This window comes from Klenkia sesuvii, assembly GCF_037083825.1.
In the GTDB taxonomy this organism is placed as follows: domain Bacteria; phylum Actinomycetota; class Actinomycetes; order Mycobacteriales; family Geodermatophilaceae; genus Klenkia; species Klenkia sesuvii.
In genome coordinates, this window is record NZ_JBAPLU010000008.1 from 37,918 (window position 1) to 64,840 (window position 26,923).

28 protein-coding genes and 1 tRNA gene are annotated in these 26,923 nt (G+C 75.1%); 20 read left to right on the forward strand and 9 right to left on the reverse strand.

Annotation, left to right across the window (positions count from 1 at the left end):
* The first annotated feature begins 91 nt into the window (after positions 1-91).
* The 6 genes from TEK04_RS09680 to TEK04_RS09705 all read left to right on the forward strand — a co-directional run bounded on the left by TEK04_RS09680 (position 92) and on the right by TEK04_RS09705 (position 4,530).
* Positions 92-1,003 (forward strand): thioredoxin-like domain-containing protein, encoded by a 912-nt coding sequence (locus TEK04_RS09680; protein ID WP_336404130.1) that lies wholly within the window; start codon positions 92-94, stop codon positions 1,001-1,003.
* Between the two features lie 7 nt (positions 1,004-1,010).
* Positions 1,011-1,685: a DUF305 domain-containing protein gene (locus TEK04_RS09685; RefSeq protein ID WP_336404131.1), complete on the forward strand. Its 675-nt coding sequence runs from the start codon at positions 1,011-1,013 to the stop codon at positions 1,683-1,685.
* 39 nt (positions 1,686-1,724) lie between these two features.
* Positions 1,725-1,796: transfer RNA gene (locus TEK04_RS09690), tRNA-Arg, on the forward strand.
* A gap of 112 nt (positions 1,797-1,908) precedes the next feature.
* Positions 1,909-2,424: an SRPBCC family protein gene (locus tag TEK04_RS09695; protein ID WP_336404132.1), complete on the forward strand. Its 516-nt coding sequence runs from the start codon at positions 1,909-1,911 to the stop codon at positions 2,422-2,424.
* Positions 2,421-3,626 carry an MFS transporter gene (locus TEK04_RS09700; RefSeq protein WP_336404133.1) on the forward strand — a complete coding sequence of 402 codons (1,206 nt, stop codon included), beginning with the start codon at positions 2,421-2,423 and terminating at the stop codon, positions 3,624-3,626. Before TEK04_RS09695 ends, TEK04_RS09700 begins: the two co-directional genes overlap by 4 nt.
* Before the next feature lie 85 nt (positions 3,627-3,711).
* The gene (locus TEK04_RS09705) at positions 3,712-4,530 is read left to right on the forward strand and encodes a lysophospholipid acyltransferase family protein (RefSeq protein ID WP_336404134.1); all 819 of its coding nucleotides are present in this window, start codon (positions 3,712-3,714) and stop codon (positions 4,528-4,530) included.
* Here TEK04_RS09705 and TEK04_RS09710 read toward each other — a convergent pair.
* From TEK04_RS09710 to TEK04_RS09720, 3 genes are all read right to left on the reverse strand, one after another.
* Positions 4,502-6,133 (reverse strand): ABC-F family ATP-binding cassette domain-containing protein, encoded by a 1,632-nt coding sequence (locus TEK04_RS09710; RefSeq protein WP_336404135.1) that lies wholly within the window; start codon positions 6,131-6,133, stop codon positions 4,502-4,504. The genes TEK04_RS09705 and TEK04_RS09710 overlap by 29 nt on opposite strands.
* A gap of 150 nt (positions 6,134-6,283) precedes the next feature.
* A complete protein-coding gene (locus tag TEK04_RS09715; protein WP_336404136.1) occupies positions 6,284-7,276 on the reverse strand; it encodes an adenylate/guanylate cyclase domain-containing protein in 993 nt (330 codons plus the stop codon).
* An 85-nt stretch (positions 7,277-7,361) separates the two neighbouring features.
* Positions 7,362-7,820, reverse strand: a complete 459-nt coding sequence (locus TEK04_RS09720) for a universal stress protein (protein ID WP_336404137.1) — start codon at positions 7,818-7,820, stop codon at positions 7,362-7,364.
* Between the two features lie 170 nt (positions 7,821-7,990).
* On the opposite strand from TEK04_RS09720, the gene TEK04_RS09725 reads away from it, so the two are divergent.
* The 7 genes from TEK04_RS09725 (at position 7,991) to TEK04_RS09755 (ending at position 16,782) form a co-directional block, all read left to right on the forward strand.
* Positions 7,991-8,902 carry an ABC transporter ATP-binding protein gene (locus TEK04_RS09725; protein ID WP_336404138.1) on the forward strand — a complete coding sequence of 304 codons (912 nt, stop codon included), beginning with the start codon at positions 7,991-7,993 and terminating at the stop codon, positions 8,900-8,902.
* Positions 8,899-9,663, forward strand: coding sequence for an ABC transporter permease (locus TEK04_RS09730; protein WP_336404139.1), 765 nt, complete (start codon positions 8,899-8,901; stop codon positions 9,661-9,663). The genes TEK04_RS09725 and TEK04_RS09730 overlap by 4 nt, the downstream gene beginning before the upstream one ends.
* A 55-nt stretch (positions 9,664-9,718) precedes the next feature.
* A complete protein-coding gene (locus TEK04_RS09735) occupies positions 9,719-10,573 on the forward strand; it encodes an ankyrin repeat domain-containing protein (protein ID WP_336404140.1) in 855 nt (284 codons plus the stop codon).
* 140 nt (positions 10,574-10,713) lie between these two features.
* On the forward strand, positions 10,714-14,595 hold the full coding sequence (locus TEK04_RS09740) for a multifunctional oxoglutarate decarboxylase/oxoglutarate dehydrogenase thiamine pyrophosphate-binding subunit/dihydrolipoyllysine-residue succinyltransferase subunit (RefSeq protein WP_336404141.1): 3,882 nt from the start codon (positions 10,714-10,716) through the stop codon (positions 14,593-14,595).
* A 15-nt stretch (positions 14,596-14,610) separates the two neighbouring features.
* Positions 14,611-14,796: a DUF6104 family protein gene (locus TEK04_RS09745; protein ID WP_336404142.1), complete on the forward strand. Its 186-nt coding sequence runs from the start codon at positions 14,611-14,613 to the stop codon at positions 14,794-14,796.
* A gap of 13 nt (positions 14,797-14,809) precedes the next feature.
* Positions 14,810-15,985: a multidrug effflux MFS transporter gene (locus TEK04_RS09750; protein WP_336404143.1), complete on the forward strand. Its 1,176-nt coding sequence runs from the start codon at positions 14,810-14,812 to the stop codon at positions 15,983-15,985.
* 92 nt (positions 15,986-16,077) lie between these two features.
* Complete coding sequence (locus TEK04_RS09755) at positions 16,078-16,782, forward strand: metal-dependent hydrolase (RefSeq protein WP_336404144.1); 705 nt, start codon at positions 16,078-16,080, stop codon at positions 16,780-16,782.
* 3 nt (positions 16,783-16,785) lie between these two features.
* Here the strand turns inward: TEK04_RS09755 and TEK04_RS09760 are convergent, their stop codons facing one another.
* On the reverse strand, positions 16,786-17,973 hold the full coding sequence (locus TEK04_RS09760) for an NAD(P)-dependent malic enzyme (RefSeq protein WP_336404145.1): 1,188 nt from the start codon (positions 17,971-17,973) through the stop codon (positions 16,786-16,788).
* 63 nt (positions 17,974-18,036) lie between these two features.
* The gene (locus tag TEK04_RS09765) at positions 18,037-18,429 is read right to left on the reverse strand and encodes a S26 family signal peptidase (protein ID WP_336404146.1); all 393 of its coding nucleotides are present in this window, start codon (positions 18,427-18,429) and stop codon (positions 18,037-18,039) included.
* Positions 18,430-18,513: 84 nt separating this feature from the next.
* Here TEK04_RS09765 and sodN point away from each other — a divergent pair, with 84 nt between their 5' ends.
* From sodN to TEK04_RS09790, 5 genes are all read left to right on the forward strand, one after another.
* Complete coding sequence (gene sodN, locus TEK04_RS09770) at positions 18,514-18,918, forward strand: superoxide dismutase, Ni (RefSeq protein WP_336404147.1); 405 nt, start codon at positions 18,514-18,516, stop codon at positions 18,916-18,918.
* Positions 18,919-19,003: 85 nt separating this feature from the next.
* Positions 19,004-19,696, forward strand: coding sequence for a phosphatidylserine decarboxylase (locus tag TEK04_RS09775; protein WP_336404148.1), 693 nt, complete (start codon positions 19,004-19,006; stop codon positions 19,694-19,696).
* The gene (gene pssA / locus TEK04_RS09780) at positions 19,693-20,499 is read left to right on the forward strand and encodes a CDP-diacylglycerol--serine O-phosphatidyltransferase (protein WP_336404149.1); all 807 of its coding nucleotides are present in this window, start codon (positions 19,693-19,695) and stop codon (positions 20,497-20,499) included. The genes TEK04_RS09775 and pssA overlap by 4 nt, the downstream gene beginning before the upstream one ends.
* Positions 20,496-20,981 (forward strand): GNAT family N-acetyltransferase, encoded by a 486-nt coding sequence (locus TEK04_RS09785; RefSeq protein WP_336404150.1) that lies wholly within the window; start codon positions 20,496-20,498, stop codon positions 20,979-20,981. The genes pssA and TEK04_RS09785 overlap by 4 nt, the downstream gene beginning before the upstream one ends.
* On the forward strand, positions 20,978-21,757 hold the full coding sequence (locus tag TEK04_RS09790) for an HAD-IIA family hydrolase (RefSeq protein WP_336404151.1): 780 nt from the start codon (positions 20,978-20,980) through the stop codon (positions 21,755-21,757). Before TEK04_RS09785 ends, TEK04_RS09790 begins: the two co-directional genes overlap by 4 nt.
* A gap of 28 nt (positions 21,758-21,785) precedes the next feature.
* Here the strand turns inward: TEK04_RS09790 and TEK04_RS09795 are convergent, their stop codons facing one another.
* Complete coding sequence (locus tag TEK04_RS09795) at positions 21,786-22,274, reverse strand: hypothetical protein (protein ID WP_336404152.1); 489 nt, start codon at positions 22,272-22,274, stop codon at positions 21,786-21,788.
* Positions 22,275-22,350: 76 nt separating this feature from the next.
* Between TEK04_RS09795 and TEK04_RS09800 the strand changes: the two genes are divergently transcribed.
* Both TEK04_RS09800 and TEK04_RS09805 read left to right on the forward strand, forming a co-directional pair.
* A complete protein-coding gene (locus TEK04_RS09800) occupies positions 22,351-23,325 on the forward strand; it encodes a diacylglycerol/lipid kinase family protein (RefSeq protein ID WP_336404153.1) in 975 nt (324 codons plus the stop codon).
* Positions 23,326-23,634: 309 nt separating this feature from the next.
* Positions 23,635-23,883 carry a WhiB family transcriptional regulator gene (locus TEK04_RS09805; protein ID WP_092805614.1) on the forward strand — a complete coding sequence of 83 codons (249 nt, stop codon included), beginning with the start codon at positions 23,635-23,637 and terminating at the stop codon, positions 23,881-23,883.
* A gap of 102 nt (positions 23,884-23,985) precedes the next feature.
* Here the strand turns inward: TEK04_RS09805 and TEK04_RS09810 are convergent, their stop codons facing one another.
* From TEK04_RS09810 to TEK04_RS09820, 3 genes are all read right to left on the reverse strand, one after another.
* Positions 23,986-25,476, reverse strand: coding sequence for a sensor histidine kinase (locus TEK04_RS09810; RefSeq protein WP_336404155.1), 1,491 nt, complete (start codon positions 25,474-25,476; stop codon positions 23,986-23,988).
* A gap of 1 nt (position 25,477) precedes the next feature.
* A complete protein-coding gene (locus TEK04_RS09815) occupies positions 25,478-25,699 on the reverse strand; it encodes a biotin/lipoyl-binding carrier protein (RefSeq protein WP_207506300.1) in 222 nt (73 codons plus the stop codon).
* Positions 25,700-25,763: 64 nt separating this feature from the next.
* Positions 25,764-26,795: a biotin carboxylase N-terminal domain-containing protein gene (locus TEK04_RS09820; protein ID WP_336404156.1), complete on the reverse strand. Its 1,032-nt coding sequence runs from the start codon at positions 26,793-26,795 to the stop codon at positions 25,764-25,766.
* Between the last annotated feature and the right edge of the window lie 128 nt (positions 26,796-26,923).

Consider the following 26,923-nt stretch of genomic DNA (forward strand, 5'->3'; position numbering starts at 1 on the left):
CTGCGCCGGAACCCGCCCGGCGACCTGCGACGCGTCCTCCCCGCCGCGTCCCGACCGCGGTCGGCACCACACCACCGGAACTGGAGAGGCCTTGCCCGAGGACCCGAAGCCCGAGAAGAACGCGCCCGCCCGGCGCACCCCCGGCAAGGGGGCCGGCGGGCGCCAGGCCACCCCGGCGGGCACGGGCCTCGGCGGCTCCGGCGCCAGGGGCGCCACCGGTGCCAAGGGCGGCAAGGGCGGCAAGGGCGGTCGCACCCGCCCGCAGCAGGCCGCGGTCGCCACCTCCAAGCCGTGGGGCCTCATCGCCGCCGCCGTGGCCGTGGTGGTCTTCGCCGGCGCCGTCATCGGGTACGCGGTGTACGCGGTCAACGAGAAGAACGCCGACCGCATCACCTCGGCCGACCAGATCCCCGGCGTCGAGGCCTTCGACTACGCCGCCGGCCAGCAGCACGTCACCTCGAACGTCTCCTACGAGCAGAACCCGCCCGTCGGCGGCCCGCACGACCCCTACTGGGCCGACTGCACCGGCACCGTCTACGACATCGACATCCGGCACGAGAACGCGGTGCACTCCCTGGAGCACGGCGCGGTCTGGATCACCTACGACCCCGACGCGCTGGGCGCCGACGACGTGCAGCAGCTGACCGACCTGGTCTCCGACAGCGGCAGCTACCTGATGATCTCGCCCTTCGCCGGCCTGGCCACCACCTCGGACCTCGCGACGCCGATCAGCCTGCAGTCGTGGAACCACCGGTTGGCCGTCGACTCGGTCGACGACCCCCGCATCCAGCAGTACATCGACTTCTTCCGCCAGGGCACCGACGCCGACGGCACCTCGCTGTACCCCGAGATCGGCGCCAGCTGCGTGAACCCCGACTTCGCGGCGAACCCGCTGCCGGCCGACGCCAGCAGCGAGCCCATCGGCAACAGCGACGCCCCCACCACCGACCCGGCCGCCGCGGGCACCGACAGCACCGAGCCGGCGGCCACCACCACGAACTGAGGCAGCAGTGCAGACCGACGAACCGTCCAGCCCCCCCGAGCAGCGCCCAGGACGGCGCGCCCTGGTCGCCGGGCTCGTGGCCGTCATCGCCGCCGGCCTGCTCGTCATCGGCGGCGCGCTGGCCGTGGGTCTGGGCATCGGCCGCACCGACACCCCCACGGCCGACTCCGTCGACGCCGGGTTCTCGCTGGACATGAGCGTCCACCACCTGCAGGCGGTGGAGATGGCCAACCTGGCCCCCGGCCGCACCACCGACCCCGAGGTGCTGTCGCTGGCCTTCGACATCTCCCAGACCCAGCTCAACCAGGTCGGTCGCATGCAGGGGTGGCTCACGCTGTGGGGGTTGCCGACCACCGGCGCCCACACCATGGCGTGGATGGAGGGCAGCGACCACCACCACGACCACGACGACGACGGGCGGCTGATGCCCGGCATGGCCACCGAGGAGGAGCTGACGCAGCTGCGCGGGGCCCGCGGCCAGGACTTCGACGTGCTGTTCCTGCAGCTGATGATCCGCCACCACCAGGGTGGGCTCGAGATGGCCGAGCAGGGTGAGGCGCGCGCGTCGGAGGCCGTGGTGCGCGGCCTGGCCCGCTCGATCGCCGAGACCCAGACGGCGGAGGCGATGACCATGGCCGCGATGCTCGCCGCGCGCGGGGGGTCCCCCCTCCCGGCCCCGTGACCGGCTGATAGCGTTCGCAACCGCCACCCCACCACACGAGCCCCCGTAGCTCAGGGGATAGAGCACTGCCCTCCGGAGGCAGGGGCGCAGGTTCGAATCCTGCCGGGGGCACGCACGAGCCGGGCCGGGTCCACCAGGACCCGGCCCGTCGTACGTCCGGCACCCGTCGGACGGGGCAGTCGGACCCGGGCCGTCGGACCGGGCAGTCGCACGGGGGGACGGCATGGCGCGTCGACGGACGGTCAGCGACTCGGTGCTCGTCGCGGCCCCGCCCGCAGCGGTCTACGCCGTCGTCGCCGACCCCACCCGGACGCCGGAGTACAGCCCGGAGAACCGGGGCGCGCGCACCGGTGGGGCCGGGCCGTTGCCGGTGGGTGCGGTGTTCACCGGCGACAACGAGCGCCGCGGGTTCCGGTGGGTCACCGAGTGCGTGGTCACCGCGGCCGAGCCCGGCGAACGTTTCGCCTTCCGGGTCCGGGCCATCGGCGGGGCCCGCCGTCGGCTGCGCGCCGGCATCGCCAGCTGGGAGCACCGGCTCGAGCCCGCCGCCCTGCCGGACGGGCAGGTCGGCACCCGGGTGACCCAGACCTGGACCGACGAGCGCCGCATGCCCGACGCCGTCGCCCGGGTCTTCGACGCGGTGGCCACGCGGGAACCCTTCGCCGACTTCCAGCGCCGCAACCTGGCCACCAGCCTGCAGCGGCTGCAGGCCCTGCTCGCGCCCGGCGACGGGTCGTGAGCGGCCCGGCGCCGGGTCCCCGTCCCCGCGCCTGGCTCCCGGTGGCCCTGGCCATGTTCGCGATCGGCTGGGGCGTCAACCAGTTCGTCAGCCTGCTCGTCGCCTACCGCCGCGACGAGGCCCTGTCCGCCCTCGACGTCTCGGCGCTGGTCGGGGTCTACGCCCTCGGGCTGATCCCGGCCCTGCTGGTGCTCGGACCGGTGTCCGACGCCCGCGGGCGCGCACCCGTGCTGCGGGTCGCCGCGCTGGTCTCGGTGGTGGCCACCGCGGTGCTGCTGCTGGACCAGCTGTGGGCCCTCTACGCCGGCCGGCTGCTGGCCGGCGTGGCCAGCGGGGCCGCCTTCGCCGCCGGCAGCGCCTGGGTGCGCGAGCTGTCGGGTCCCGCCTTCGACCCCACCACCGTGCCGGGCACCGGCGCCCGCCGGGCGGCCACCGCCCTGTCGGCGGGCTTCGGTCTCGGTCCGCTGGTCGCCGGGCTCCTCGCCCAGTGGGCACCGCACCCGTTGACCGTCGCCTACCTCCCCCACCTCGTGCTCGCCGTGGCCATCCTGGTCCCGCTGTGGCGGGCGCCGGAGACGGTGCCGCGGGCGACCGCCGCCGTGCCCCTGGGCCGCGCCGTGCGGGTGTCCTCGGTCCGGGAACCCCGCTTCCGCCGGCTGGTCACGCCGGTCGCGCCGTGGGTGTTCACCTCCGCCACCGTCTCCCTCGCCGTGCTGCCGGGTCTCCTGGTCGACGCCGGGGGCGCGGCGGCGGAGTACGCCGTGGCGCTCAACGCCGTGGTGGCCGGGCTGACCCTGGGCACCGGCGTGCTCGTGCAGCCCCTCGCCCGGCGGTTGGCCGCCCACGACACCCGCCCGGCCGCCCGGCTGGGCACGGCCGCCGTCCTCGCCGGCCTGCTCGTGGCCGTGGGCTACGCCCTCCTGCCCACCCCGTGGCTGCTGCTGCCCGCCGCGCTGCTGCTCGGCGCGGGCTACGGGAGCTGCCTGGTCGCCGGGCTGCTGGAGACCCAGCGGGTCGCTGCCCCGCACGAGCTGGCCGGCCTGACGGGTGTGTTCTACGCCCTCACCTACCTCGGCTTCGCGGCCCCGCTCGTGCTCGCCGCCCTGACCGCTCTGGCCCCCTACCCCGTCCTGCTGGGCGCCCTGGCCGGCCTGGCCGCGCTCACCCTGGCCTGGACCACGCTGGACCGGCGCACGGCGTGACCGGCGCACAGCTCGACCACAGCCCGACGTGTCGTGGTGGGCGCGGCGACACCTGACCGACACCTCCGGCCCCCACCGTGGGGTCATGAGCACCGGCCCCTGCTCGACCGACTGCCTCGCCGACGTCGCCCCCACCGCGCCCCCCGGCCTGCGCCGCCGCCGCGCCGCGGCCCTCGCCGTCGCCCTGGCGCGCGCCTCGGCCCGCCCCCCGGCCGGGGACGGCCGACGGCACGCCGTCTGCACCTCGGCCCGGCTGCTGACCGCGGCGGGGGTGCGGGTCGCCGTGCTGCCGCCGACCACCGCCTGGCCCACCGGCCCGGTGCTCGTCGTGGCCAACCGGGTGTCGTGGGTCGACGACCTGGCCCTGCGCACCGCCGTGCCCGCCGTCCCCGAGGACGACGGCGCCGTCTGGCCCGGCCTGCCCACCGTGTGCGCGCACCAGGTGGCCGATGCGCTGACCGCCGGGCGCAGCGTGCTGGTGCGGCCCGAGGCGACCGCCAGCTGCGGCACCGAGCTGGGTCGTTTCCGCCCCGGATCCCTCGCCCCCGCCCTGGCCGCCGGCACGCCGGTGTGCCCGGTCGCGGTGCGGGCGCGCGTCGGGGGCCGGCCCACCACGGTCACCGCGCACCTGCCCGGGGAGTCCTGGTGGCGCAGCGCCGCCCGCGTGCTGGGCGCCACCGACCTCGTGCTGGAGGTGCAGGCGCTGCCGGCGATCGACCCGCGGCGCGGCACCGCCGCCGAGGTCGCCGCGCTGGCCGAGTACGCGATCGCCGAGGTGCTCGAGGCCGACCCGCCGCGCCCGATCAGCCACCCGCGGCGGCCCCGCACCCACGCGGCCGCCGTGACCACGCCGGCGCCCAGCACGGCGCCGGCGGTCAGCCCTCGGACACACGCCCCCCGCTGACGACCAGCCGGCGGGTCACCGCCACGGCGTCGAGCATCCGGCGGTCGTGGGTGACCAGCAGCAGCGTGCCGGCGTAGTCGGCCAGCGCCTGCTCCAGCTGCTCGATGGCCGGCAGGTCCAGGTGGTTGGTCGGCTCGTCGAGCACCAGCACGTTCACCCCGCGTGCCTGCAGCAGGGCCAGCGCCGCCCGGGTGCGCTCCCCCGGGCTCAGCGAACCGGCCGGGCGCAGCACGTGGTCGGCGCGCAGCCCGAACTTGGCCAGCAGGGTGCGCACCTCGGCGTCGGGCAGGTCGGGCACCTCGGCCCCGAAGGCCGCGGCCAGCGGCAGGTCGCCGAGGAAGCTGCGGCGGGCCTGGTCGACCTCGCCCAGCTGCACCCCCGACCCCAGCGACGCCGACCCGGCGGCCAGCTCCGCCCGGCCGAGCAGTGCGGCCAGCAGGGTGGACTTGCCTGCGCCGTTCGCGCCGGTGATGGCCACCCGGTCGCCCCAGTCGACCTGCAGGTCGACCGGGCCCAGCTCGAAGTCCCCGTGCCGGACGACGGCTCCCCGCAGGGTGGCGACGACCGCACCGGCCCGGGGCGCGGGGGCGATCCCCATCCGCAGCTCCCACTCCTTGCGGGGCTCCTCGACCACCTCCAGCCGCTCGATCATGCGCTGGGTCTGCTTGGCCTTGGCCGCCTGCTTCTCCGAGGAGGCCCGCTGGGCGGCCTTGATGTGCTTGTCGCCGTCCTTGCTCTTCTTGATGGAGTCGCGGACGCCCTTGGCCATCCAGTTCTTCTGCATGCGGGCGCGGGCCTCGAGGCCGGCCTTCGTGCCGGCGTACTCCTCGTACTCCTCACGGGCGTGCCGGCGGTCGACCTCGCGCTCGACCAGGTAGGCCTCGTAACTGCCGTCGTGCACGCGCACCAGCTGCTGGGCCAGGTCGAGCTCGACCACCCGGGTGACCGTGCGGGCCAGGAACTCGCGGTCGTGGCTGACCACGACGACGCCGGTGCGCACGCCCTGCACGAAGGCCTCCAGCTGCGCCAGGCCGGCCAGGTCGAGGTCGTTGGTGGGCTCGTCGAGCAGCAGGACGTCGTAGCGCGAGAGCAGCAGCGCGGCCAGGCCCACCCGGGCGGCCTGCCCGCCGCTCAGGCCCGTCATCGGCGCGTCGACGGACACCCCGGGGGCCACCTCGGCCAGCACCTCCCCGACCCGGTCCTCCAGGTCGGCCCCACCCAGGGCCAGCCACCGCTCGAGGGCGTCGGCGTACCCGTCGTCGGGGGTGCCGGCGGTCAGCGCCGCGAGCGCGTCGTCCATCTCCTCCTGGGCCCGGGCGACCCCGGTGCGGCGCGACACCGCGCCCAGCACGGTCTCCCCGGCGCGCCGCTCGGGCTCCTGCGGCAGGTAGCCGACCGTCGCCGACGGCGGCGACAGGCTGATGCCGCCGTCCTCGGCCGGCAGCACCCCGGCCAGGGTGCGCAGCAGCGTCGACTTGCCGGCCCCGTTGACCCCGACCAGGCCCACGACGTCCCCGGGGGCCACGACGAGGTCCAGACCGGCGAAGAGGACCTTGGCGCCGTGCCCGGCAGCCAGACCACGGGCGACCAACGTTGCGCTCACGGTGTGCATTGTCGCGCTGCGCGCTCCCACCGCGGCCAGGTGCCCCGACCGGCCCGGGGAGCCCATGCGCCCCTCCTCGGGGAGGCCTCCGGCCCCCGCTCGTCGGGGACTCGAGGGGGCACGCTGCGCCGGTCGCTCGGCAGGGTCGGGTCAGCGGTCGTCGTCGGTCGCCAGGACGTCGTCGGCGTAGTCGTCGAGGAAGTCCTCGAAGGGGCCGGTGTCCTCGCCGGGGGCGGGCTGGCCCGGACGGCGGCGGACCAGCCACGGCTGCAGGTGGTCGTACCCGCGCACCGACACCCGGCGCAGCGGGCGCACCCGGTAGGCCCGCTGCCCGCGCAGCAGCCGGGCGAGGTCCTGGTCGACGAGCAGCGTCCCCGGGCGGGCCAGCGAGGTGAGCCGGCTGGCCAGGTTGACGACCGGGGAGTACACGTCGCCGAGCCGGGTCAGCACCGGGCCGTAGGCCGCCCCCACCCGCAGCGGGGGGCGGTCCTCGGCGGCCCACTCCTCGGGCAACCGCAGACCGATCTCGACCGCGTCGACCGCCGTCGAGCAGGTGAACAGGACCCCGTCGCCCACCGTCTTCACCACGCGGCCGTGGTGGCGGGCCACCAGGTCGGCGGTCAGCCCCTCGAAGTCCTCCACCATCGCCCCCAGCTCGCGCCCGCCCATGCCGCGGCTGCGGGAGGTGTACGCGACGAGGTCGGCGAACCCGACCGCCAGCTCGCGGCGGTCGGCCGCGACGTCGGGGCCGGCGGCGATCAGCCGCTCGGCGTTGGCCGCCAGGTGCCGGCGCCACACGTAGTCCTGCACGTCGCGCATCAGCGGCAGCAGGAGCTCGGCCGCCCGGGCCGCGTCACCGGCCCCGTCGGGGTCCCCGCCGGGGCGGTCGCGCAGCAGCGCCGCCAGCATGTCGGTCTGCCAGTCGGCCAGCCGGGACAGCGACTGGCCGATCGCGCGGGCGATCGAGGCCTCGCTCCCCCGGTCGACGAACCCGGAGTCGATCAGGGCGCCGAGGGTGGCCAGCGCGTCGACGTCGGCGTCGGTGAAGACGCGCTCGTCGTCGCCGACGTCGGCGAACCCCAGTGCCCGCCACAGCCGCTGGGTGCGCCCGGGGTCCACCCCGGCCCGGGCGGCCACCTCCACCCGGGTCCACCGCCGCGGGCCGCCCAGCAGCAGGCGGTCCAGCGCCGCGCGGGCGTCGGGGACGGCGTCCAGCGGTCCGGCCCGGTCAGTCCGTGGTGTGCACGACGAGCACGTCGACCGAGGAGCGCCGCGTGGCGTCGGCGGGCACCGAGCCCAGCAGGCGGCCCTTGATGCCGGCCAACCCCCGGTTGCCGACCACCAGCAGGTCGGCGGACTCCCGGCGCACGACGTCCAGCAGCGCCTCCACCGGCGACCCGACGACGGCCACCGTGCGCACCTCGCCGGCCCCGGCGGACGCCGCGCGCTCGTGCGCGGTGCGCACCGTCTCCTCCGCCGGGGAGGAGCCCATCACCTGGTAGGCCTCGTCCTTGAGGGCGTCGGCCGCCCCGCGGACCTCGCGGTCGTCGGGGTCGGTGGGCAGGTAGGCGCAGGCGATGACGAGGGTGGCCCCGCACGCCCCCGCGAGGGCACCGGCCCGGGCCACCGCACGCAGCGAGGACTCCGAGCCGTCGGTGCCGACGACGACGGTCCGATAGGCAGTCACGAGCGGAAGGTAGCCCACGACGCCCCGGCGCGCCCGCCAGGTGTGTCCGGAGGTCACAGCTTCTGCCGGCACCCTCCGGTGCGGTTGGATGGCGGGGCCGCACCGGGCACCACCGAGGAGGCGTCATCAGCACCGACAGCACCGCCGAGCGGGCGCCGGCCGACGGGCGCATGGAGGTCCGCGACCTCACCAAGACCTTCGGGTCGGTGACGGCCGTGGACTCCCTCAGCTTCACCGTCGAGCCCGGCCAGGTGACCGGGTTCCTGGGCCCCAACGGGGCCGGCAAGACGACCACCCTGCGCATGGCGCTGGGCCTGATCACCCCCGACCGGGGCACCGCCACCGTCGGGGGCACCCCCTACGCCGCGCTGCGGCAACCGGCCCGGCTCGTGGGCGCCGTCCTGGAGACCGCCTTCCACCCCGGACGCAGCGGCCGCGACCACCTGCGGGTCTACTGCCGCGCCGCCGGGTTGCCCACCCGCCGGGCCGACGAGGTGCTGGCCCAGGTCGGGCTCACCCCGGCCGGCAAGCGCAAGGCCGGCACCTACTCCCTGGGCATGCGGCAGCGCCTGGGCCTGGCCACCGCCCTGCTGGGCGACCCGCGGGTGCTCGTGCTCGACGAACCGGCCAACGGCCTGGACCCCGAGGGCATCCAGTGGCTGCGCGGCTTCCTCCGGCACCTCGCCCACGACGAGGGCCGCACCGTGCTCATCTCCTCGCACCTGCTCGCCGAGGTCGAGCAGACCGCCGACCGCGTGGTCATCGTCGGCGCCGGCAAGCTGGTGCGGGAGGGCAGCCTCGACGAGCTGCGCCACGAGTCCGCCGGCACCGTCACCGTCCGCAGCCCCGGGGCCGACGCGCTCGCCGCCGTCCTCGCCGGGCCCGGCGTCCAGGTGGCCACGACCGCCCCCGGCGCCCTCCAGGTGACCGGGTTGACCACCGACGAGATCGGCCACCGCGCCTTCGCCGCCGGGGTCGAGCTGCACGAGCTCTCCGCCCGCACGTCGGGCCTGGAGGAGGTCTACTTCCGGCTCACCGCCGGCGCCGAGCAGTACGCCGCCACCCCCGGGAGCACCGCATGACCCTCGTCCTCGCCGAGTGGGCCAAGCTGCTGACCACCAAGGTCGGCTACTGGCTCGTGCTGGTCGCCGCGCTCATGGCCGGCGGGTTCACCGCGCTGTTCACCGCCTTCGCCGGCGAGCAGGGCGGGCCGGGTGGGCCGGGCATCCCCGCGGTCGGCTCCGGGGGCTTCGCCGTGCTGGTCGCCAGCATCCCGTCGCAGGTCGTCGTCATCGCCGTCGTCCTCGGTGTCATCGGGACGACGCAGGAGTACCGCCACCGCACGGCCACCCCCACCTTCCTGGTCACGCCCCGGCGGGGGCGGGTGGTGGTCGCCAAGCTGGTCGCCTACGCGGTCGCCGGCCTGGCCCTGGCCGTGGCCGCGGTGGCCGCCACGGTCCTGGTGGCCACCGTGTACGGCGGTGCCCGCGGTGGGGCACCCGACTGGTCCGGCGACGCGCTGGGCGTCCTGCTGCGCTCGGGTCTGGCCCTGGTCGTCTACACCGTGATCGGCGTCGGCGTCGGCGCCCTGGTGCGCAACCAGGTGGGCGCGGTCGTCGGCTCCCTGGTGTACCTGTTCGTCGTCGAGCCCATCATCCGCAGCGTCCCGGCCATCTCCGACGCCTACCAGTACCTGCCGGGCGGGGCGCTGGAGGCCATGACCGCGACCCTGCAGGGGCCGGACCTGCTCACCGCCTGGCAGGGCGGGCTGCTCCTGCTCGGATACGGTCTGGTCGCCGCCGTGCTGGGGACCGTCCTGGCCGTGCGCCGCGACGTGGTCTGACCAACCGGCCCGGCCACCCGCGACACCGCGACCGACGAGCGATGAGGGCCACCCGATGACCGAGCAGACACCGAACGCCGGCCCGACCACCGGCGAGCTCCGCGCCCTGCGGATGACCGCCCAGCGCCTGGCCGGGCTGGTGGCCGCCGGGGACACCGAGGCGGTCCGCACCGCCGTCCGGGACCAGCCGCGGCTGCTCTCGACCACCGTCGAGCGGGCCGGCCAGGACGGCTGGACGCCGCTCCACGTGGCCGTGGCCGAGGGCCGCGGGGACGTCGTCGACGTGCTGCTGGACGCCGGCGCCGACCTCGAGGCCCGCACCGAGCTCGACCGCACCCCGCTGCACGTCGCACTCGAGCACGCCCCCGAGCTGGTCGACCCGCTGCTGGCCCGGGGGGCCGAGCCCGACGGCGCGGCCGCGGCCTACCTGGGCGACACCGACCGGCTGGCCGCACGGCTGGACTCCGGGGAGTCCTCGGTCCACGACGACGCCGAGACCTCCCTGCTGGAGTTCGCCGCCCTGGGTGGCTCGACCGCCACGGTGCAGCTGCTGCTGGACCGCGGCGCCGACCCCGACGACGGCGCCCTGCTGGCCGCCGCGCAGGCCGGGCACCCCGACGTGGTCAGCCAGCTGCTGTCCGCCGGCGCCCACGTCGACCGGCGCGACCCCGACACCGGCCGCACCGCCCTGCACGCCGCGGTGGCCGCCGGACCCGAGCGCGCCGGGCTCGACGTCGTCCGGCTGCTGCTGGCCGCCGGGGCCGACCGCGAGGCCACCACCTCCGACGGCGCCAGCGCCCTGGACATCGCACGGGTGGCCGCGGCCCGGCACCGGGTACCGGGGGACGGCTCCCCCACCCAGCACGACGCGCTGGTCGACCTGGTGGAGCACCCACCCGCCGATGAGTGAGGCACCACCCGGCCGCACGTGAGCCGGAGCACGTCACCCGCATCACCTCGCCGACGCCTGGACCCCGGTCCGGCCGGTAGCATCGGCAACCGGTCCAACGACGTCCACAGACGAAGAAGGCACTCGACCCCGTGTCAAGCGTGAACTCATCCCAGCCCTCGGCGACGTCCAGCGCAGCCGCCGGATTCGGTACCAACGAGTGGCTGGTCGAGGAGATGTACCAGCAGTACCTCGCCGACCCCGGGAGCGTCGACCAGGCCTGGCACGACTTCTTCGACGACTACAAGCCCTCCGGCGACGAGGCCCCCCAGCAGGCCCCCCAGCAGGCCGCCCCGCAGGCCGCTCCGCCGCAGCCGGCCGCCCGGCCCCAGGCCACCACCCAGCAGGCGCCCACCCAGCAGGCGCCCACCCAGCCGGCGCCCACCCAGCAGGCTCGGCCGGCCACCGCGGACGCGGAGGGCTCGGCCACCCGGCCCAGCAGCCCCGAGGTCCCCGCCGGCACCGCGACGCCGGCCCCCCGCGCCACCCCGGTCGAGCCGGCCGGCACCGGCCCGGTCGTGGCCCGCCCGGCCGAGAAGGCCGCCGACCAGCAGCCCGCAGCCAAGGCCGAGCCGGCCGCCCAGGAGAAGCCCGTGAAGCCCGCCGAGAAGCCCGCTGCCGCCACCGAGGGCCCGCAGCGGACCGTGCTGCGGGGCGCCGCGGCCAGCGTCGTGAAGAACATGAACGCCTCGCTGACCGTGCCGACCGCCACCAGCGTGCGCGCCGTCCCCGCGAAGATGCTGGTCGACAACCGCATCGTCATCAACAACCACCTGGCCCGCTCGCGCGGCGGCAAGGTGTCCTTCACCCACCTCATCGGCTACGCGCTGGTGCGGGCGCTCGACGACTTCCCCGAGATGAACGCGGCGTTCGCCGAGGTCGACGGCAAGCCCACCCTCGTGCAGCCCGAGCACGTCAACTTCGGCCTGGCGATCGACCTGCCCAAGCCCGACGGCACCCGGTCCCTGGTCGTGGCCAACATCAAGGCCGCCGAGGAGATGGACTTCGCCGCCTTCTGGGGCGCCTACGAGGACGTCATCCGGCGGGCCCGCGGCGGCAAGCTGACGATGGAGGACTTCACCGGCACCACGGTCAGCCTGACCAACCCCGGCACCGTGGGCACCAACCACTCGGTCCCGCGGCTGACCACCGGTCAGGGCACGATCGTGGGCGTCGGCGCGATGGACTACCCGGCCGAGTTCCAGGGCATGAGCCCCGAGACGCTGACCGACCTGGCCGTGGCCAAGACCATCACGCTGACCTCGACCTACGACCACCGCATCATCCAGGGTGCCCAGTCCGGGGACTTCCTGCGCCGGCTGCACGGGTTGCTGCTGGGCGAGGACGGCTTCTACGACGGCGTCTTCGGCTCGCTGCGCATCCCCTACGAGCCGGTCCGCTGGGTGCCCGACGTCACCGTGCGCCACGAGGGCCAGATCGACAAGGGCGCCCGGGTCGTCGAGCTCATCGAGGCCTACCGGCGCAACGGCCACCTCATGGCCGACACCGACCCGCTCGAGTTCAAGGTGCGCACGCACCCCGACCTCGACATCACCCAGCACGGCCTCACGCTGTGGGACCTCGACCGGCAGTTCCCGGTCGGCGGGTTCGCCGGCGAGAAGGTGATGCCGCTGCGCGACGTCCTCGGCGTCCTGCGCAACTCGTACTGCCGCACCGTCGGCATCGAGTACATGCACATCACCGACCCCGAGGAGCGCGAGTGGCTCCAGAAGCGCATCGAGGTCAAGCACGACGCCCCCGACCGGGCCAAGCAGAAGCACGTGCTGGGCCGGCTCAACGCCGCCGAGGCGTTCGAGACCTTCCTGCAGACCAAGTACGTGGGGCAGAAGCGGTTCTCGCTCGAGGGCGGTGAGTCGGTCATCCCGCTGCTCGACGAGGTGCTGGTGGCCTCCACCGAGTACGAGCTCGACGAGGTCGCCATCGGCATGCCGCACCGCGGTCGGCTGAACGTGCTGGCCAACGTGCTGCAGAAGCCGTACTCGAAGATCTTCGGCGAGTTCGAGGGCAACATCGACCCGGGCACGGTGCAGGGCTCCGGCGACGTGAAGTACCACCTGGGGGCCACCGGCCACTTCCAGCACCCCTCGCGCGACGCCGGCATCACCGTCTCGCTGACCTCCAACCCCAGCCACCTCGAGGCCGTCAACCCGGTGCTCGAGGGCATCGTGCGGGCCAAGCAGGACATCCTCGACAAGGGCGAGGACGGCTTCACCGTGCTGCCGGTGCTGCTGCACGGCGACAGCGCGTTCGCCGGGCAGGGCGTGGTCGCCGAGACGCTCAACCTCTCCCAGCTGCGCGGCTACCGCACCGGCGGCACCGTGCACGTGGTGGTCAACAACCAGGTCGGCTTCACGACCAGCCCGGCCGCGGCCCGCTCGAGCCTGTACTCCACCGACGTCGCCCGGATGATTGGCGCCCCGGTCTTCCACGTGAACGGCGACGACCCCGAGGCGTGCGTGCGGGTGGCCCGGCTGGCGGTCGACTACCGCCAGGCGTTCCGCAAGGACGTCGTGATCGACATGGTCTGCTACCGCCGGCGGGGCCACAACGAGGGCGACGACCCGTCGATGACCCAGCCGTTGATGTACGACATCATCGACCGCAAGCGCTCGGTCCGGAAGCTGTACACCGAGGCACTGGTGGGCCGGGGCGACATCACCCTGGCCGAGGCCGAGGAGGCCCTGAAGGACTACCGCGGTCAGCTCGAGCGGGCCTTCGCCGAGACCCACGACGCGCAGGACTCCTCCAAGCAGGTGCGCCCGGTCGACCAGCGCCCCTCGGAGTCGGCCAAGACCGCGATCACCACCGAGGTGCTCAAGGCCGTCGGCGACGCGCACGTGTCGCTGCCGCAGGACTTCACCGTGCACCCCAAGCTGCAGAAGATGCTCGAGCGCCGGGCCGCCATGGTCAGCGAGGGCGGCATCGACTGGGCCATGGGCGAGCTGCTGGCGTTCGGGTCGCTGCTCATGCAGGGCGTGCCGGTGCGGCTGGCCGGCCAGGACTCCCGGCGCGGCACCTTCGTGCAGCGGCACTCGGTGCTCATCGACCGGGAGGACGCCGAGGAGTACACCCCGATCGCCAACCTCGCCGAGGACCAGGCCCGGTTCTTCGTCTACGACTCGTTGCTCAGCGAGTACGCCGCGGTCGGCTTCGAGTACGGCTACTCGGTGGCCCGCCCCGACGCGCTGGTGCTCTGGGAGGCGCAGTTCGGCGACTTCGTCGACGGTGCGCAGCTGATCATCGACGAGTTCATCTCCTCCGGCGAGGCCAAGTGGGGCCAGCGGTCGGGCGTCGTCCTGCTGCTCCCGCACGGCCTCGAGGGCCAGGGCCCCGACCACTCCAGCGGCCGGCCCGAGCGCTTCCTGCAGCTGTGCGCCGAGAACAACATGACCGTCGCCAACTGCTCGACCCCGGCGAACTACTTCCACCTGCTGCGCCGCCAGGCGCTGTCGGAGACCCACCGCCCGCTGGTCGTGTTCACCCCGAAGTCGCTGCTGCGCGCCAAGGCCGCGGTCAGCGCGGTCGAGGAGTTCACCGACGACCGGTTCCGTCCCGTGCTGGGCGACCCGGGCGTGGGGGGCGAGCCGCTGGAGGACGCCGCTGTCCGTCGTGTCCTGCTGTGCAGCGGCAAGGTCGCCTACGACCTGCTCGCCGCCCGCGAGGCCGAGGGCACCGACGACGTCGCCGTCGTCCGGGTCGAGCAGCTCTACCCCCTGCCCACCAGCGAGCTGGTGCAGGTCCTGGAGCGCTACCCGAACGCCGCCGACGTGGTGTGGGTGCAGGAGGAGCCGGCCAACATGGGCGCCTGGCAGTTCATGGCGGTCAACCTGCCCGCCGAGCTGCCCGCGGGGAAGAAGCTCGACGTGGTCAGCCGCAAGGCCTCGGCCAGCCCGGCCGTCGGTTCGGCCAAGGTGCACGAGGCCGAGCAGAAGGACCTGGTCCGTCGCGCCTTCGGGCAGTAGGTCGGGGCGCGCACCGTGTACTTCACCGACCGCGGCATCGAGGAGCTGGTCACCCGCCGGGGCGAGGAGGAGGTCTCCCTCGCCTGGCTGGGTGACCAGCTGCAGGCCTTCGTCGACGAGTTCCCCGACTTCGAGGTCCCGGTCGAACGGCTGGCCACCTGGCTGGCCCGCGGCGGCACGGGCGACGACGACGAGGTCTGACCGCCGTACCCCGATGCTGCTGCTGGGGGCGCTGTCGGCGTTCGGCCCCCTGTCGATGGACCTGTACCTGCCCGCGCTCCCCTCGCTGGAGACGGAGTTCGGGTCCGGTCAAGGCGCAGCACAGCTGACGCTGACCTCGGTGGCCGTCGGGCTCGCCGCGGGCCAGCTGGTCGCGGGCCCGCTGTCGGACCGGTTCGGCCGCCGCGTGCCCGTGCTGGTCGGGGTGGCCGCCTACACGCTGGCGTCGGTGCTGTGCGCCCTGTCGCCGTCGGTGTGGGTGCTGGTCGGCGTCCGGCTGCTGCAGGGCCTGGCCGGCGCGGCCGGCATCGTGCTGGCCCGGGCCATCATCCGGGACACCACCGAGGGCGTGGCGGCCGCTCGGGCGTTCGCGCTGCTGGCCTCGATCGGCGGTGCGGCCCCGGTGCTGGCCCCGGTGCTGGGCGGTCAGCTGCTGCGGGTCACCGACTGGCGGGGCGTGTTCGGCGCCCTGGCCATCATCGGGTTGGTGCTGCTGGTGGCCGCCGCATGGCGGTTGCCCGAGACGCTCGCGCCCCACCACCGGGTGCGCGGCGGGGCCAGGGCGTCGGTGCGGAATGCCCGCGAGCTGCTCGGACGGCCGACGTTCCGCAACGCCGTGCTGGCCCAGGGCCTCGGGTTCGGGGTGTTGTTCACCTACATCTCGACGTCGTCGTTCGTCCTGCAGGGCGGGTACGGGCTCACCCCGGTGCAGTTCAGCCTGGTCTTCGCCGCCAACGGCACCGGCATCGTGCTGGTCGGCCAGCTGTCCCGGGCCGTGGTGGCCCGCACCGGACCGCGCGCCCTGCTGCGGGCCGGTCTCGTGCTGCAGCTGCTGACCGGGGCAGGCCTCCTGGTCGCCGCCGTCGCCGGGGCGGGCCTGCCGGTCGTGCTGCCGCTGCTGGCCCTGGCCGTGTCGGCCACCGGGTTGGTGCTGCCCAACGCGACGGCCGTCGCGATGAGCGGTGCCGCACGGACAGCCGGCACGGCCGCGGCCCTGGTCGGGGCGGCCCAGTTCGCCGTCGCCGGGGTGGGTGCACCGCTGGCCGGGCTCGGGGCCGCCGGCACCCTGCTGCCGATGGCCGTCGTCATGGCCGGCTACGCGACGCTCGGCACCGTCGCGGCCCTGCGCCTACCGGCCGACAACGCGGCCCTCCTCCCGTCCCAGCGTTGATCATGCGGATCGGCAACGGCGGCACGCTGCCGACCGGCGTGTCCCCGTTGCGGTTCTGCATGATCAACGTGGGGTGAGTCGACCATGGTGGGGTGCTCGGTCACTCCCACGCCCTGTCCGGGCTCGCCGTCGGCGCGGCCACGCTGCCCGTCGCCCCCGTCTCCGGGACGGTCGCCCAGCTGGGGTGGGTGGCCGCGGTCGGGGGCATGGCGATGCTGCCCGACCTCGACCAGCGCGGCTCGACCATCTCGCGGATGTGGGGCCCGCTCACCGAGGTGCCGTCGGGCATCGTCGGGAGGCTGACCGGCGGCCACCGGCACGGCACCCACGACGCCGTCCTGGCCCCGCTGGCCTTCGGCGGGCTCGCGCTCGCCGCCGCCCAGGCGCGCTGGGCCTCGCTCCTGCTGCTCGCGCTGGCCATCGGGCTCGCGCTGCGCGCGCTGCACGTCGTCGTCCCCGGTCGGTTCGAGGAGACGGTGGTCGGCAACCTCGTGCTGTCCTGGGGCGGCGCGTGGCTGCTGCTGGCGCACTCTCCCGAGCCGACCTGGCTGCCGATCGCGGTGGCCCTCGGCGTGCTGGTGCACATCGCGGGGGACTTCCTGACCTGCGGCGGGGTACCGGTGCCGCTGGTCTGGCTGGTGCGCCCCCGGGCCGAGGTCGCGTTCTCGCCGATGCAGACCGGCGGCTTCACCGAGAAGGTGCTGCTCGTCCCGGCCTTCGTGGTGGCCACCCTGGTGCTGCTGTGGGTGAACCTGCCGGCGGCGGAGGTCCTGGACGGGCTCACCGCCGCCGGCTGAGGGTCACCGGCCGATCGTCTCCCGCACCACGCCCTCGGCGCGGGCCGCGTCGGCCACCGCGGCGGCCACGGCCTCGGCCACCCGACGGTCCAGCGGCGAGGGCACGACGTACTCCGGCGCCAGGTCGTCGCCCACCACGCCCGCGATGGCGGTCGCGGCGGCCAGCTTCATCCCCTCGGTGATCGCGGTCGCGCCGGCGTCGATGGCCCCGCGGAACACCCCGGGGAAGGCCAGCACGTTGTTGATCTGGTTGGGCAGGTCGCTGCGCCCGGTGGCGACGACGGCCGCGTACCTCGCCGCCATCTGCGGGTCGACCTCGGGGGTGGGGTTGGCCAGCGAGAACACGATGCCGCCCGGGGCCATCGCGGCGATGGCCTCCTCGGCCACCGATCCGCCGGACAGGCCCAGGTAGACGTCGGCGCCGGCGAGGGCGTCGACCATCGACCCGGCGCGGCCGGTCGGGTTCGTGTGCTCCACCAGCCACTGCTTGGTCCCGGTGAGGCCGTCGCGCCCGGCGTGCAGCAGGCCCTTCGAGTCGGCGACGGCGATCTCGCCGATGCCGGCCTCGAGGAGGATCTTCGTGCAGGCCACGCCGGCCGCGCCCGCACCGGACACCACCACCCGCAGGTCGGCCAGCTGGCGCCCGGTCACCCGCGCCGCGTTGCGCAGCGCCGCGAGCACCACGATCGCCGTCCCGTGCTGGTCGTCGTGCATGACCGGGATCTGCAGCTGCTCCTTGAGCCGCGCCTCGATCTCGAAGCAGCGCGGGGCGCTGATGTCCTCGAGGTTGATCCCGCCGAAGGAGGGCGCGATGGCGCGGACGGCGGCCACGACCTCGTCGGGGTCGGTCGTGGAGAGCACGACCGGCACCGAGTCCAGCCCGCCGAACTCCCGGAACAGGCAGGCCTTCCCCTCCATCACCGGCAGCGCGGCGGCCGGCCCGATGTCACCCAGGCCCAGGACGGCGGTGCCGTCGGAGACCACCGCGACCACGCGGGGGGCCCACGTGAAGCGCCGGGCGAGCTCGGGCTCGGCGGCGATCGCGCTGGAGACGCGGGCCACCCCCGGGGTGTAGGTGAGGGCGAGGTCGTCGATCGACGTGATGGCGCCCTTGGTCTGCACCGAGAGCTTGCCGCCCTCGTGCACCGCGAAGGCGGGGTCGTCGGCGAACCGGTCGGTCGAGGCGGTCATGACACTCTCCGTTGAGCCCATGGACACGGAAGCGTAGGCCAGCCCGGGCCTGCCCGGCCCGGCTCACGGACGTGATCTGGGCAACCTCCCCGGCCGCGGGCAGAGCCGCAGCAGCACCCGGCCGACCACCACCGCCGGGCCGAAGGCCCGGCTGTCGTCGGCGACGAGCCGGTTGTCGCCCTCCACCCACCAGCCCCCGGGCACCGCGCGCACGACCCGCTTCACCACCAGCAGCTCCGGTCGGGCGGGGAACCGGGCGAGCACGACGTCGCCGGGGGCGGCGCTCGACCGGCGGGCCACGAGCAACCGGTCGCCGTGCCGGACGGTCGGCGCCATCGAGGGGCCGGTGACCCGGGCCACCGCCCACCGCGTCGACAGCCCCGGGGGGCCGGTCACCCCGCTCCCCACCCCGCCGCCCACCCCGCCGCCCACCCCGCCGCCCACCCCGTCGTCCACCGCTCCCCCGCTCGACGTGTCGGCCGTGATCGCCGCGAGTAGGGTCGCAGACGACCCATCCCACGAGCTTCCGGAGGGACACCCATGCGGCTGTTCAGCCTGTTCTCCGCCGTGGAGGCCACCGCGCACTGCGACCTCCCCTGCGGCGTCTACGACCCCGCCCAGGCCCGCATCGAGGCCGAGTCCGTCAAGGCCCTGCAGGAGAAGTACCAGGGCAGCGACGACGAGGTCTTCCGGACCCGCGCGCTCATCATCAAGGAGCAGCGGGCCGAGCTGGTCAAGCACCACCTGTGGGTGCTGTGGACCGACTACTTCAAGCCCCCGCACTTCGAGAAGTACCCGCAGCTGCACGAGCTGTTCAACAAGGCCACCAAGCAGGCCGGCGCCTCGGGCACCAAGCAGTCGGTGGACCCGGCCGAGGGTCAGAAGCTGCTGGACTACATCGCCGAGATCGACAAGATCTTCTGGGAGACCAAGGCCGCCGCCTGACGGTCACCGCTCCCGCCGCGCACGCACGCCGGGTCGTCCCGCAGGGACGGCCCGGCGTCGTCGTCCCCGGTAGCCTCGGCACCTGATGCGCATCGACCCGGCCGGCTGGCCCTTCATCACCGTCCCGCTGGCCCCGGCGGCGGCCCTCGGGGTCCTGGGCCGGGTCACCGGCCGGCGCGCCGCCCGCGCCGCCGGGTGGTCCCTGCTGGGCCTGTCGGCCTACATGACCCTCTTCTTCCGCGACCCGCAGCGCCGGTGCGACACCACCGCCCCCGACCCCGACGACGTGCTGTCCCCGGCCGACGGCGTGGTGATGGTCGCCGGCCCCGCCCAGCCCGGCGTCGCGCCCGAGCCGGCCCCGGCCGGGGGGTGGCAGCAGGTCAGCATCTTCCTGTCGGTCGTCGACGTGCACGTCAACCGTTCCCCCTACCGCGGCACCGTGACCAGCACGAGCCACACCCGGGGCAGCTTCCTGGCCGCCTACCGGGCCGAGAGCGCGCACGAGAACGAGCGCAGCGAGATCTGGCTGGCCGACGGTGACCGCACGGTGGTGTTCCGGCAGCTGGTGGGGGTGCTGGCCCGCCGCATCGTGACCCGCACGTCCGCCGGCGAGGTGCTGGGCACCGGTGAGCGCATGGGCCTCATGAAGTTCGGTTCGCGCATGGACGTCTTCCTGCCGGCCGAGGCCGAGCTCGCGGTGACCAAGGGGGCGCGGGTGCGCGGCGGCGAGACGGTCATCGCCCGGTTCACCGCCCCGGCCGGGGGCGAGCAGCGGTGACCCGACCGGCGAACCGCCGTACGCAGACCGTCGAGTTCGTGCGCGCCTCGTCCAGGCGCGGCCGCAGCCGGGCCCGGTCGTGGTTGCCGAGCCTGTTCACGCTGGCCAACATGCTGTGCGGGTTCGCCGCCATCCTGGTCTCGTTCCGCGGTCAGTACTCGCTGGCCTGCGTGCTCATCGGCACGTCGGTGGTGTTCGACATCGCCGACGGCGCGGTCGCCCGGCTGGTCGGCGCGGTGTCGCCGTTCGGCCTGCAGTTCGACTCGCTGGCCGACCTCGTCTCCTTCGGCCTGGCACCGTCGCTGCTCACGTTCGCGCTGTTCTCCGCCGGCCGCGACGGCTTCGACCCGCTGGGGTGGATCGCCTGCTTCGTGTGGGTGGCCTGTGCGGCCATCCGGCTGGCCCGCTTCAACGTCACCATCGACCCCACCGCCGACAAGCGCTTCTTCGTGGGCCTGCCCTCCCCCGGTGCGGCCGGGGTGGTGATGGCCAGCGTCTTCGCCTTCTCCGACGTCCTGGAGGGTCGCGACCGGCTGTGGGTGCTGCTGGTCGTCGTCGTCCCGGGCCTGCTGATGGTCTCCAACATCCGCTGGCGGTCGTTCCGGTCGCTGGTCAGCCCGAAGAGCCGCCGGCCCTACGGCCTGGTGACCGCGGCGGTGCTGATCGCGGTCGGGTTGGCCACGGTGCCGGTGCTGACCTTCTGCGCGGTCGCCTACGGCTACCTGTTCTCCCCGCTGCTGGTGCCGGTGGTCGCTCCGCTCGGCCGGCTGGTGCCCGCCCGCGTGAAGGAGCTGCTGTCGTGAGCGTCCGCGCGGTGCGCCCGGCGGACGTCGACGCCGTGCTGCAGCTGGTGCGCGAGCTGGCCGACTACGAGAAGAGCCTCGACGAGGCCCGCATGACCCGGGAGCAGCTGCACGAGGCGCTGTTCGGCACCGCCCCGGCACTGTTCGGCCACGTGGCCACCGACGACACGGGCGCGGTGGTCGGCTTCGCGCTGTGGTTCCTCAACTTCTCCACCTGGCGCGGGACCCACGGGGTGTACCTGGAGGACCTCTACGTGTCCCCGGCCCACCGCGGCACCGGCCTGGGCCGCGAGCTGCTGCGCACGCTGGCCGCCCGGTGCGTCGAGCGCGGCTACGCCCGCCTCGAGTGGTCGGTGCTGGACTGGAACACCCCCTCGATCGAGTTCTACCGCGCCGCCGGCGCGCGCCCCCAGGACGGCTGGTCGGTGTTCCGGCTGACCGACGCCGCCCTCACCGACTTCGCCCGGGAGAGGACACCATGAGCGAGCGCGGGACCAGCGAGTGCTGGCTGACCGACATGGACGGCGTGCTGGTGCACGAGGGCCAGGCCCTGCCCGGCGCTGCGGACTTCCTGCAGCGGCTGGTCGACCGCGAGCGCCGCTTCCTGGTGCTGACCAACAACTCGATCTTCACCCCGCGCGACCTCGCCGCCCGGCTGGCCCGCTCGGGCCTGCAGGTGCCCGAGGAGGCGATCTGGACCTCGGCGCTGGCCACCGCCGACTTCCTGGCCGGCCAGCTGCCCGGCGGGTCGGCCTACGTCGTCGGCGAGGCCGGGCTGACCACGGCCCTGCACGAGGCCGGCTACACCATCACCGACACCGAGCCCGACTACGTGGTGCTCGGCGAGACCCGCACCTACAGCTTCGAGGCCATCACCCGGGCGATCCGCCTGGTGGAGGCCGGCGCCCGGTTCATCGCCACCAACCCCGACGTCACCGGCCCCTCGGCCGAGGGCTCGCTGCCGGCCACCGGCTCGGTGGCCGCGCTCATCACCAAGGCCACCGGCGCCGAGCCCTACTTCGTCGGCAAACCCAACCCGATGATGTTCCGCTCGGCGCTCAACCGCATCGACGGCCACTCGGAGTCCACCACCATGGTGGGTGACCGCATGGACACCGACATCGTGGCCGGCATCGAGGCCGGGTTGGAGACGGTGCTCGTGCTCACCGGGTCCACCCGGGCCGCCGACGTCACCCGGTTCCCCTTCCGGCCCGGCCGGGTGGTCGACTCCATCGCCGACGTCATCGACCTCGTCTGACGGAGCCCCCTCACCTCTTGGAGCCCCCTCACCTCCCGGAGTAGGCCAGCCGGGCCTCGGGGGTGGCCAGGAACCAGCAGACCCCGGCCACGCAGGCCAGCACCGGCAGCCCGAGCAGGGGCTGGCCGCCCTCGAAGGCGGTGACGTACCCCAGCAGGCCCAGCAGCACCTGCAGGACGACGACCGGGCCTTGCGCCCAACCGGCGACCCGGCGCAGCCCCACCGCGCAGGCACCCAGCGCCGCAGCACCCAGCAGCACGTAGACCACCTCGGCGACGGCGCGCCCGACGTCGTCGGCGGTGCTGGTGACCGTCAGCCAGCCGAGCACGACCGCCACCCCGACCAGGGCGAGGGCCTCCAGCGCGACGAGCAGGGCGGCCAGCCGCACCGACCGCGGGGCCGCGGCGCTCGGCCGGGCCGGTCGGGCCGCCGGCTCGCGCGCCGCGCCGCCGAGCAGCCGCTCGGTCCACCGGCGGCCGCCGGACCCGCCCGTGGACCCCTGCGATCGTGCTGCCACGGGGGCGAGGCTACGCGGCGACGCCCGGACGGCGGCCCCGGCCGCCTGACTCAGCCGCCTGGCTAGGGTCGAGGTCATGCGCGCGCTCCTGGTGACCAACCCGGCGGCGACGACCACCACCGCGAAGGTCCGCGACGTGCTGGTCCGGGCGCTGTCCACCGACCTGAAGGTGGAGGTCGCCGAGACCACCCACCGCGGCCACGCCCGCGAGCTGGGCCAGCAGGCGACCTCCGACGGGGTCGACGTCGTCGTCACCCTCGGCGGCGACGGCACGGTGAACGAGACCGTCGACGGCATGCTGGCCGACGGGCCCGGTGAGCACGTGCCGGCCCTCGCCGTGGTGCCCGGCGGGTCGACCAACGTCTTCAGCCGCGCCCTGGGCCGTTCCCGCGACCCGGTGGAGGCCACGGCCGAGATCCTGGACTCGCTGCGGGCGGGGCGTACCCGGCGGGTCTCCCTCGGCACCGCCAGTGCGCAGGTGGCCGTGGGCACCGACATCGCCTGGGGGGCGGGGTGGACGCCGCCGCGGTGGTTCGTGTTCTCCGCCGGCCTGGGGTTCGACGCCGACGTCATCCGGCGGGTCGAGGAGCAGCGGGCCCGTGGTCGCCGGTCCACCGGCGCGCTCTACGTGCGGGCCGGCATCCGTGCGTTCCTCACCGGTCCCGACCGGCGCCGGCCGTCGATGACCGTGCAGGTGCCCGGCGAGGAGCCGCGCGAGGGGTTGTTCCTGTGCCTGGTGTCCAACGTCAACCCGTGGACCTACCTGGGCGACCGCGCCATCGCGCCCAGCCCCGAGGCCGGCTTCGAGAACGGGTTGGCCGTCTTCGGCCTCGGCCGGTTGGGGGCGGTGCGCATGCTCGGCCACCTGCGCACCACCATGTCCCAGCGGCCCGACGTCCGGGGTCGGGCGGTGCACCGCCGGCACGACCTCGCCGAGCTCACCGTCACCTCCACCCGGCCGCAGGGCTGGCAGCTCGACGGTGACCACCTGGGCCCGGCGACGGCGCTGCGGGTGCGCAGCGTGCCGGCCGCCCTGGAGGTCGTGGTCTGAGCCGGCTGCCGGCCGGCTCCAACCCGGCCGCCAGCCGGCGCACAGGCTCGCGGGGTACCCGGTCACCCGTTGCGGTGGCACACCTGCTAGTGACGTGGTGAGGTTGCTCATACGGACGGCCGGCGAGCGGGTGAACTGCTTGACAGCCGCCCCACGCGTGAAAGCATCGACCACGAACGCAACCTGCTGGTAACAACCAGCGTGTGGGGTGCTGCCGGTCGGCGATCCAGCCGCCGACGGCCGACCGTGCCCGGCCTCACGACCGGCCGGTCACGGCACACCGTAGACGACACCGAGGAGCACACCGACATGGACTGGCGCCACCGCGCCCTCTGCCGTGACGAGGACCCCGAGCTGTTCTTCCCGATCGGGACGACGGGTCCGGCGGTCACCCAGATCGAGCAGGCCAAGGCCGTCTGCCAGCGCTGCCCGGTGGTGCAGTCCTGCCTCGAGTGGGCGCTGACCTCCGGTCAGGACTCCGGTGTCTGGGGCGGCCTGTCCGAGGACGAGCGCCGCGCCCTCAAGCGCCGTACGCAGCGGGCCCGCGTCCGCACCTGAGCCGGCTCCACCCCGGAGGACCCCTCTCCCCCGCCCGGACGGGCACCCGCGAGCGCTGCTCGCGGTGGGAGGGGGGTCCTCCTGCGTGTCACCGGTCCCGGCTCAGCGGTGGACCCGGCCGACGCCGGGCAGGGTCAGCACCGCCACCGTGCCGGGCCCCTCCTCCGGTGACCGCACGTCCAGTCGGCCGTGCAGCTCGCTGGTGACCAGCGTCCGCACGATCTGCAGCCCCAGCCCGTTGCTGGCCGCGACGTCGAAGCCCGGCGGCAACCCCCGGCCGTCGTCGGCGATGCTCACCACCAGGTCGTGCCCGTCCCGCCGAGCGGTGAGCTCGATGCGCCCGGGTCGACCCTCGGGGAAGGCGTGCTCGGCGGCGTTGTGCAGCAGCTCGGTCACGGCCATGACCAACGGGGTCGCGCTGCCGGCGGGCAGCTCGCCGAACCGACCCGTGCGGACGACGGCGGCCGCCGGGCCCACCGAGGCCACGTCGCCGAGCATCGGGATGACCTGGTCGAGCACGTCGTCGACGTCGACGACGTCCTCGCGGCTGCCGGCCAGGGTGTCGTGCACGACCGCGATGGAGGCCACCCGGCGCACCGACTCGAGCAGGGCCTCGCGGGCGGCCGGCTCGCTGACGCGGCGGGCCTGCAGCCGCAGCAGCGCGGCCACCGTCTGCAGGTTGTTCTTCACCCGGTGGTGGATCTCGCGGATGGTGGCGTCCTTGGTCATCAACGCCCGGTCGCGACGTCGGACGTCGGTGACGTCGCGCACCAGGACCAGCGCTCCGTGCTCGCGGCCGGGCACCTGCAGCGGCAGGGCCCGCACCAGCAGGGTGGCCGCGTCGCCCTCCACGTCGAGGGGGTCGGGGAACCGGCCGGCGACCGCGGCCGCGATGTGCGCAGCCACCACCTCGCCGGTGACCCGGTCGCTGGCCGCCTCGCGGGTCAGCGCGGCCAGGTCGGCACCCACGACGTCCCCGGTCAGCCCCATCCGGCGGTAGGCCGACAACGCGTTGGGGCTGGCGTAGACGGCCCGGCCGGCGGCGTCCAGGCGCACGAGGCCGTCACCGACCCGCGGGCTCATCTCGGCGTCCTCGAGCATGCGGGGTGGGAAGGTGCCCGCCGAGACCATCTGGCACAGCTCGGCGGCGATGTCGAGGTAGGTGACCTCGAGCTGCGACGGCGGCCGGGTGGCCGAGATGCGGGCGTCGCGGGCCAGCACCGCCACCACGGCTCCCTCGTGCCGCACCGGGAGCACCTCGCGACGACGCGGGGCCGGACCGGTGCCGTCGGGCTCCTCGACCAGCGGCTCGCCCCCGCGGTGCACCTGCACGAACGAGGTGGCCTCGGGCCCGGACACCTCGACCCCCACCAGGTCCTCGGGCTGCGTGGTGGGGGCGGTCAGCGGCCGCACCTGGGCCACGCACCACCACGCCCCGCCGGGCAGCGGCACCCACAGGGTGAGGTCGGCGAAGGACAGGTCGGCCAGCAGCTGCCAGTCGGCCACCAACCGGCGGGCGTGGTCGGCCTGCGAGGGGCTGACCGCGGGCGCCCGGGAGAGCCGGTCGGACAGGCTGCTGCGGGAGGTGGTCACCTCAGCTGGTGACGGTGGCGATGAGGTCGCCCTCCTGGAGGACCTCGCCCTCCACCACGTGCAGCTCGGCCACGGTGCCGGCCCGCTCGGTCAGCACGGGGATCTCCATCTTCATGGACTCGAGGATGACCAGCGTGTCGCCGGCCGCCACCTCGGCGCCGGGGGCCACGAGGACCTTCCAGACGCTGGAGACCATCTCGGCGTGGATCTCCTCGACCGCCACCGGCGGACCTCCTCGTGCTGCGCGGGTGTCGCCATCCATCCAACCACCTGCCAGCGCGGCCGGGTCAGCCCTCGGCGAGCCGGTGGAGCACCTGGCACACGGCGGCGCCGTCGTGCGGGACCCCCGTCTCCGGCAGGCCGGTGAGCACGTCGGCGACCCGCACGGCGGCGGTGCCGGTGTCGGGCCCGGCCGCGCTGACGGTGGCCAGCAACGCGTCGTACCAGCCGTCGAGGCGGTCACCGGGGGCGTAGCCGCCGACGGCCACCACGTCGGCGTCGGCCGGACCCGCCAGGTCGGGGAGCCGGCCGGTGACCCGGCCGGCGCGGCCCGGGGGCAGCGTGGCCCGCAGCTGGGCGACGACGGCGGCCCGCCCGGGGGTGTCCGGGGCCGGACGCCAGCGCCCGGCGGCGCAGCGCAGGGCCAGCTCGACGGCGTCGACCGCGTGCGCCCGCTCCAGCACGGCCAGGTCCAGCGAGGAACCGGCAGCCACCTCGGCCAGCTCGCCGTCGGGGTCGATGCCCACGGTGACCAGCCCGCGCCAGCCCACCTCGGCCAGCCGGCGGGCCGCCCGGGGCAGCTCGGGCGCGTCGCCGCCCGGCCAGCCGGCGGGGGTCCAGGAGACCCGCGCGGTGCCCGCGTCGCGGTCGCGCCGCACGGGGGTGACGTACCGCAGGCCGTCGTCGGTGACCAGGGCGAGGAAACCCTGCGCACTGGCCGGCTCGGCGCCGTCACCGCCCAGCCGCTCGAGCACCTCGGCGGAGGGCCCGACCCAGGTGAGGCCGGCCTCGACGACGGCCGCGGCCAGCTCGACGTTGCCGGCCAGCGCCGGGGGCACCGGCAGGACGGCCTCGACCCGGCTGCGGCGCGCGGCCTCCACCAACCGGGGCACCGAGAGGTAGGACTCGGCGGCCGGGGCGGGTCCGAGCAGCACCGCGTCGTCGGCCAGCCGTACGTGCCGGGCGTCGCGCTCGCTGGCCGAGTGCACCGCCACCGTCTTCACGCCGAGGGTCTCCGCCGCGCGCACGACCGCGCACGCCATCGGACCCCGCCCAGCCACCAGGACGCTGCCGATGCCGATGCCGCTGGTGTCCGCCACTGGTCCCCCCGTGCTGCCCGTGCCTGCCCTCCCCTGCATGCCCGGCGCGGCGCCGGGCACACACGATGCGCTGACCCGGTCCCAGCCTCGCGCAACGGCTCATCCGGGGAGGCCCGACGCGCGGTCGC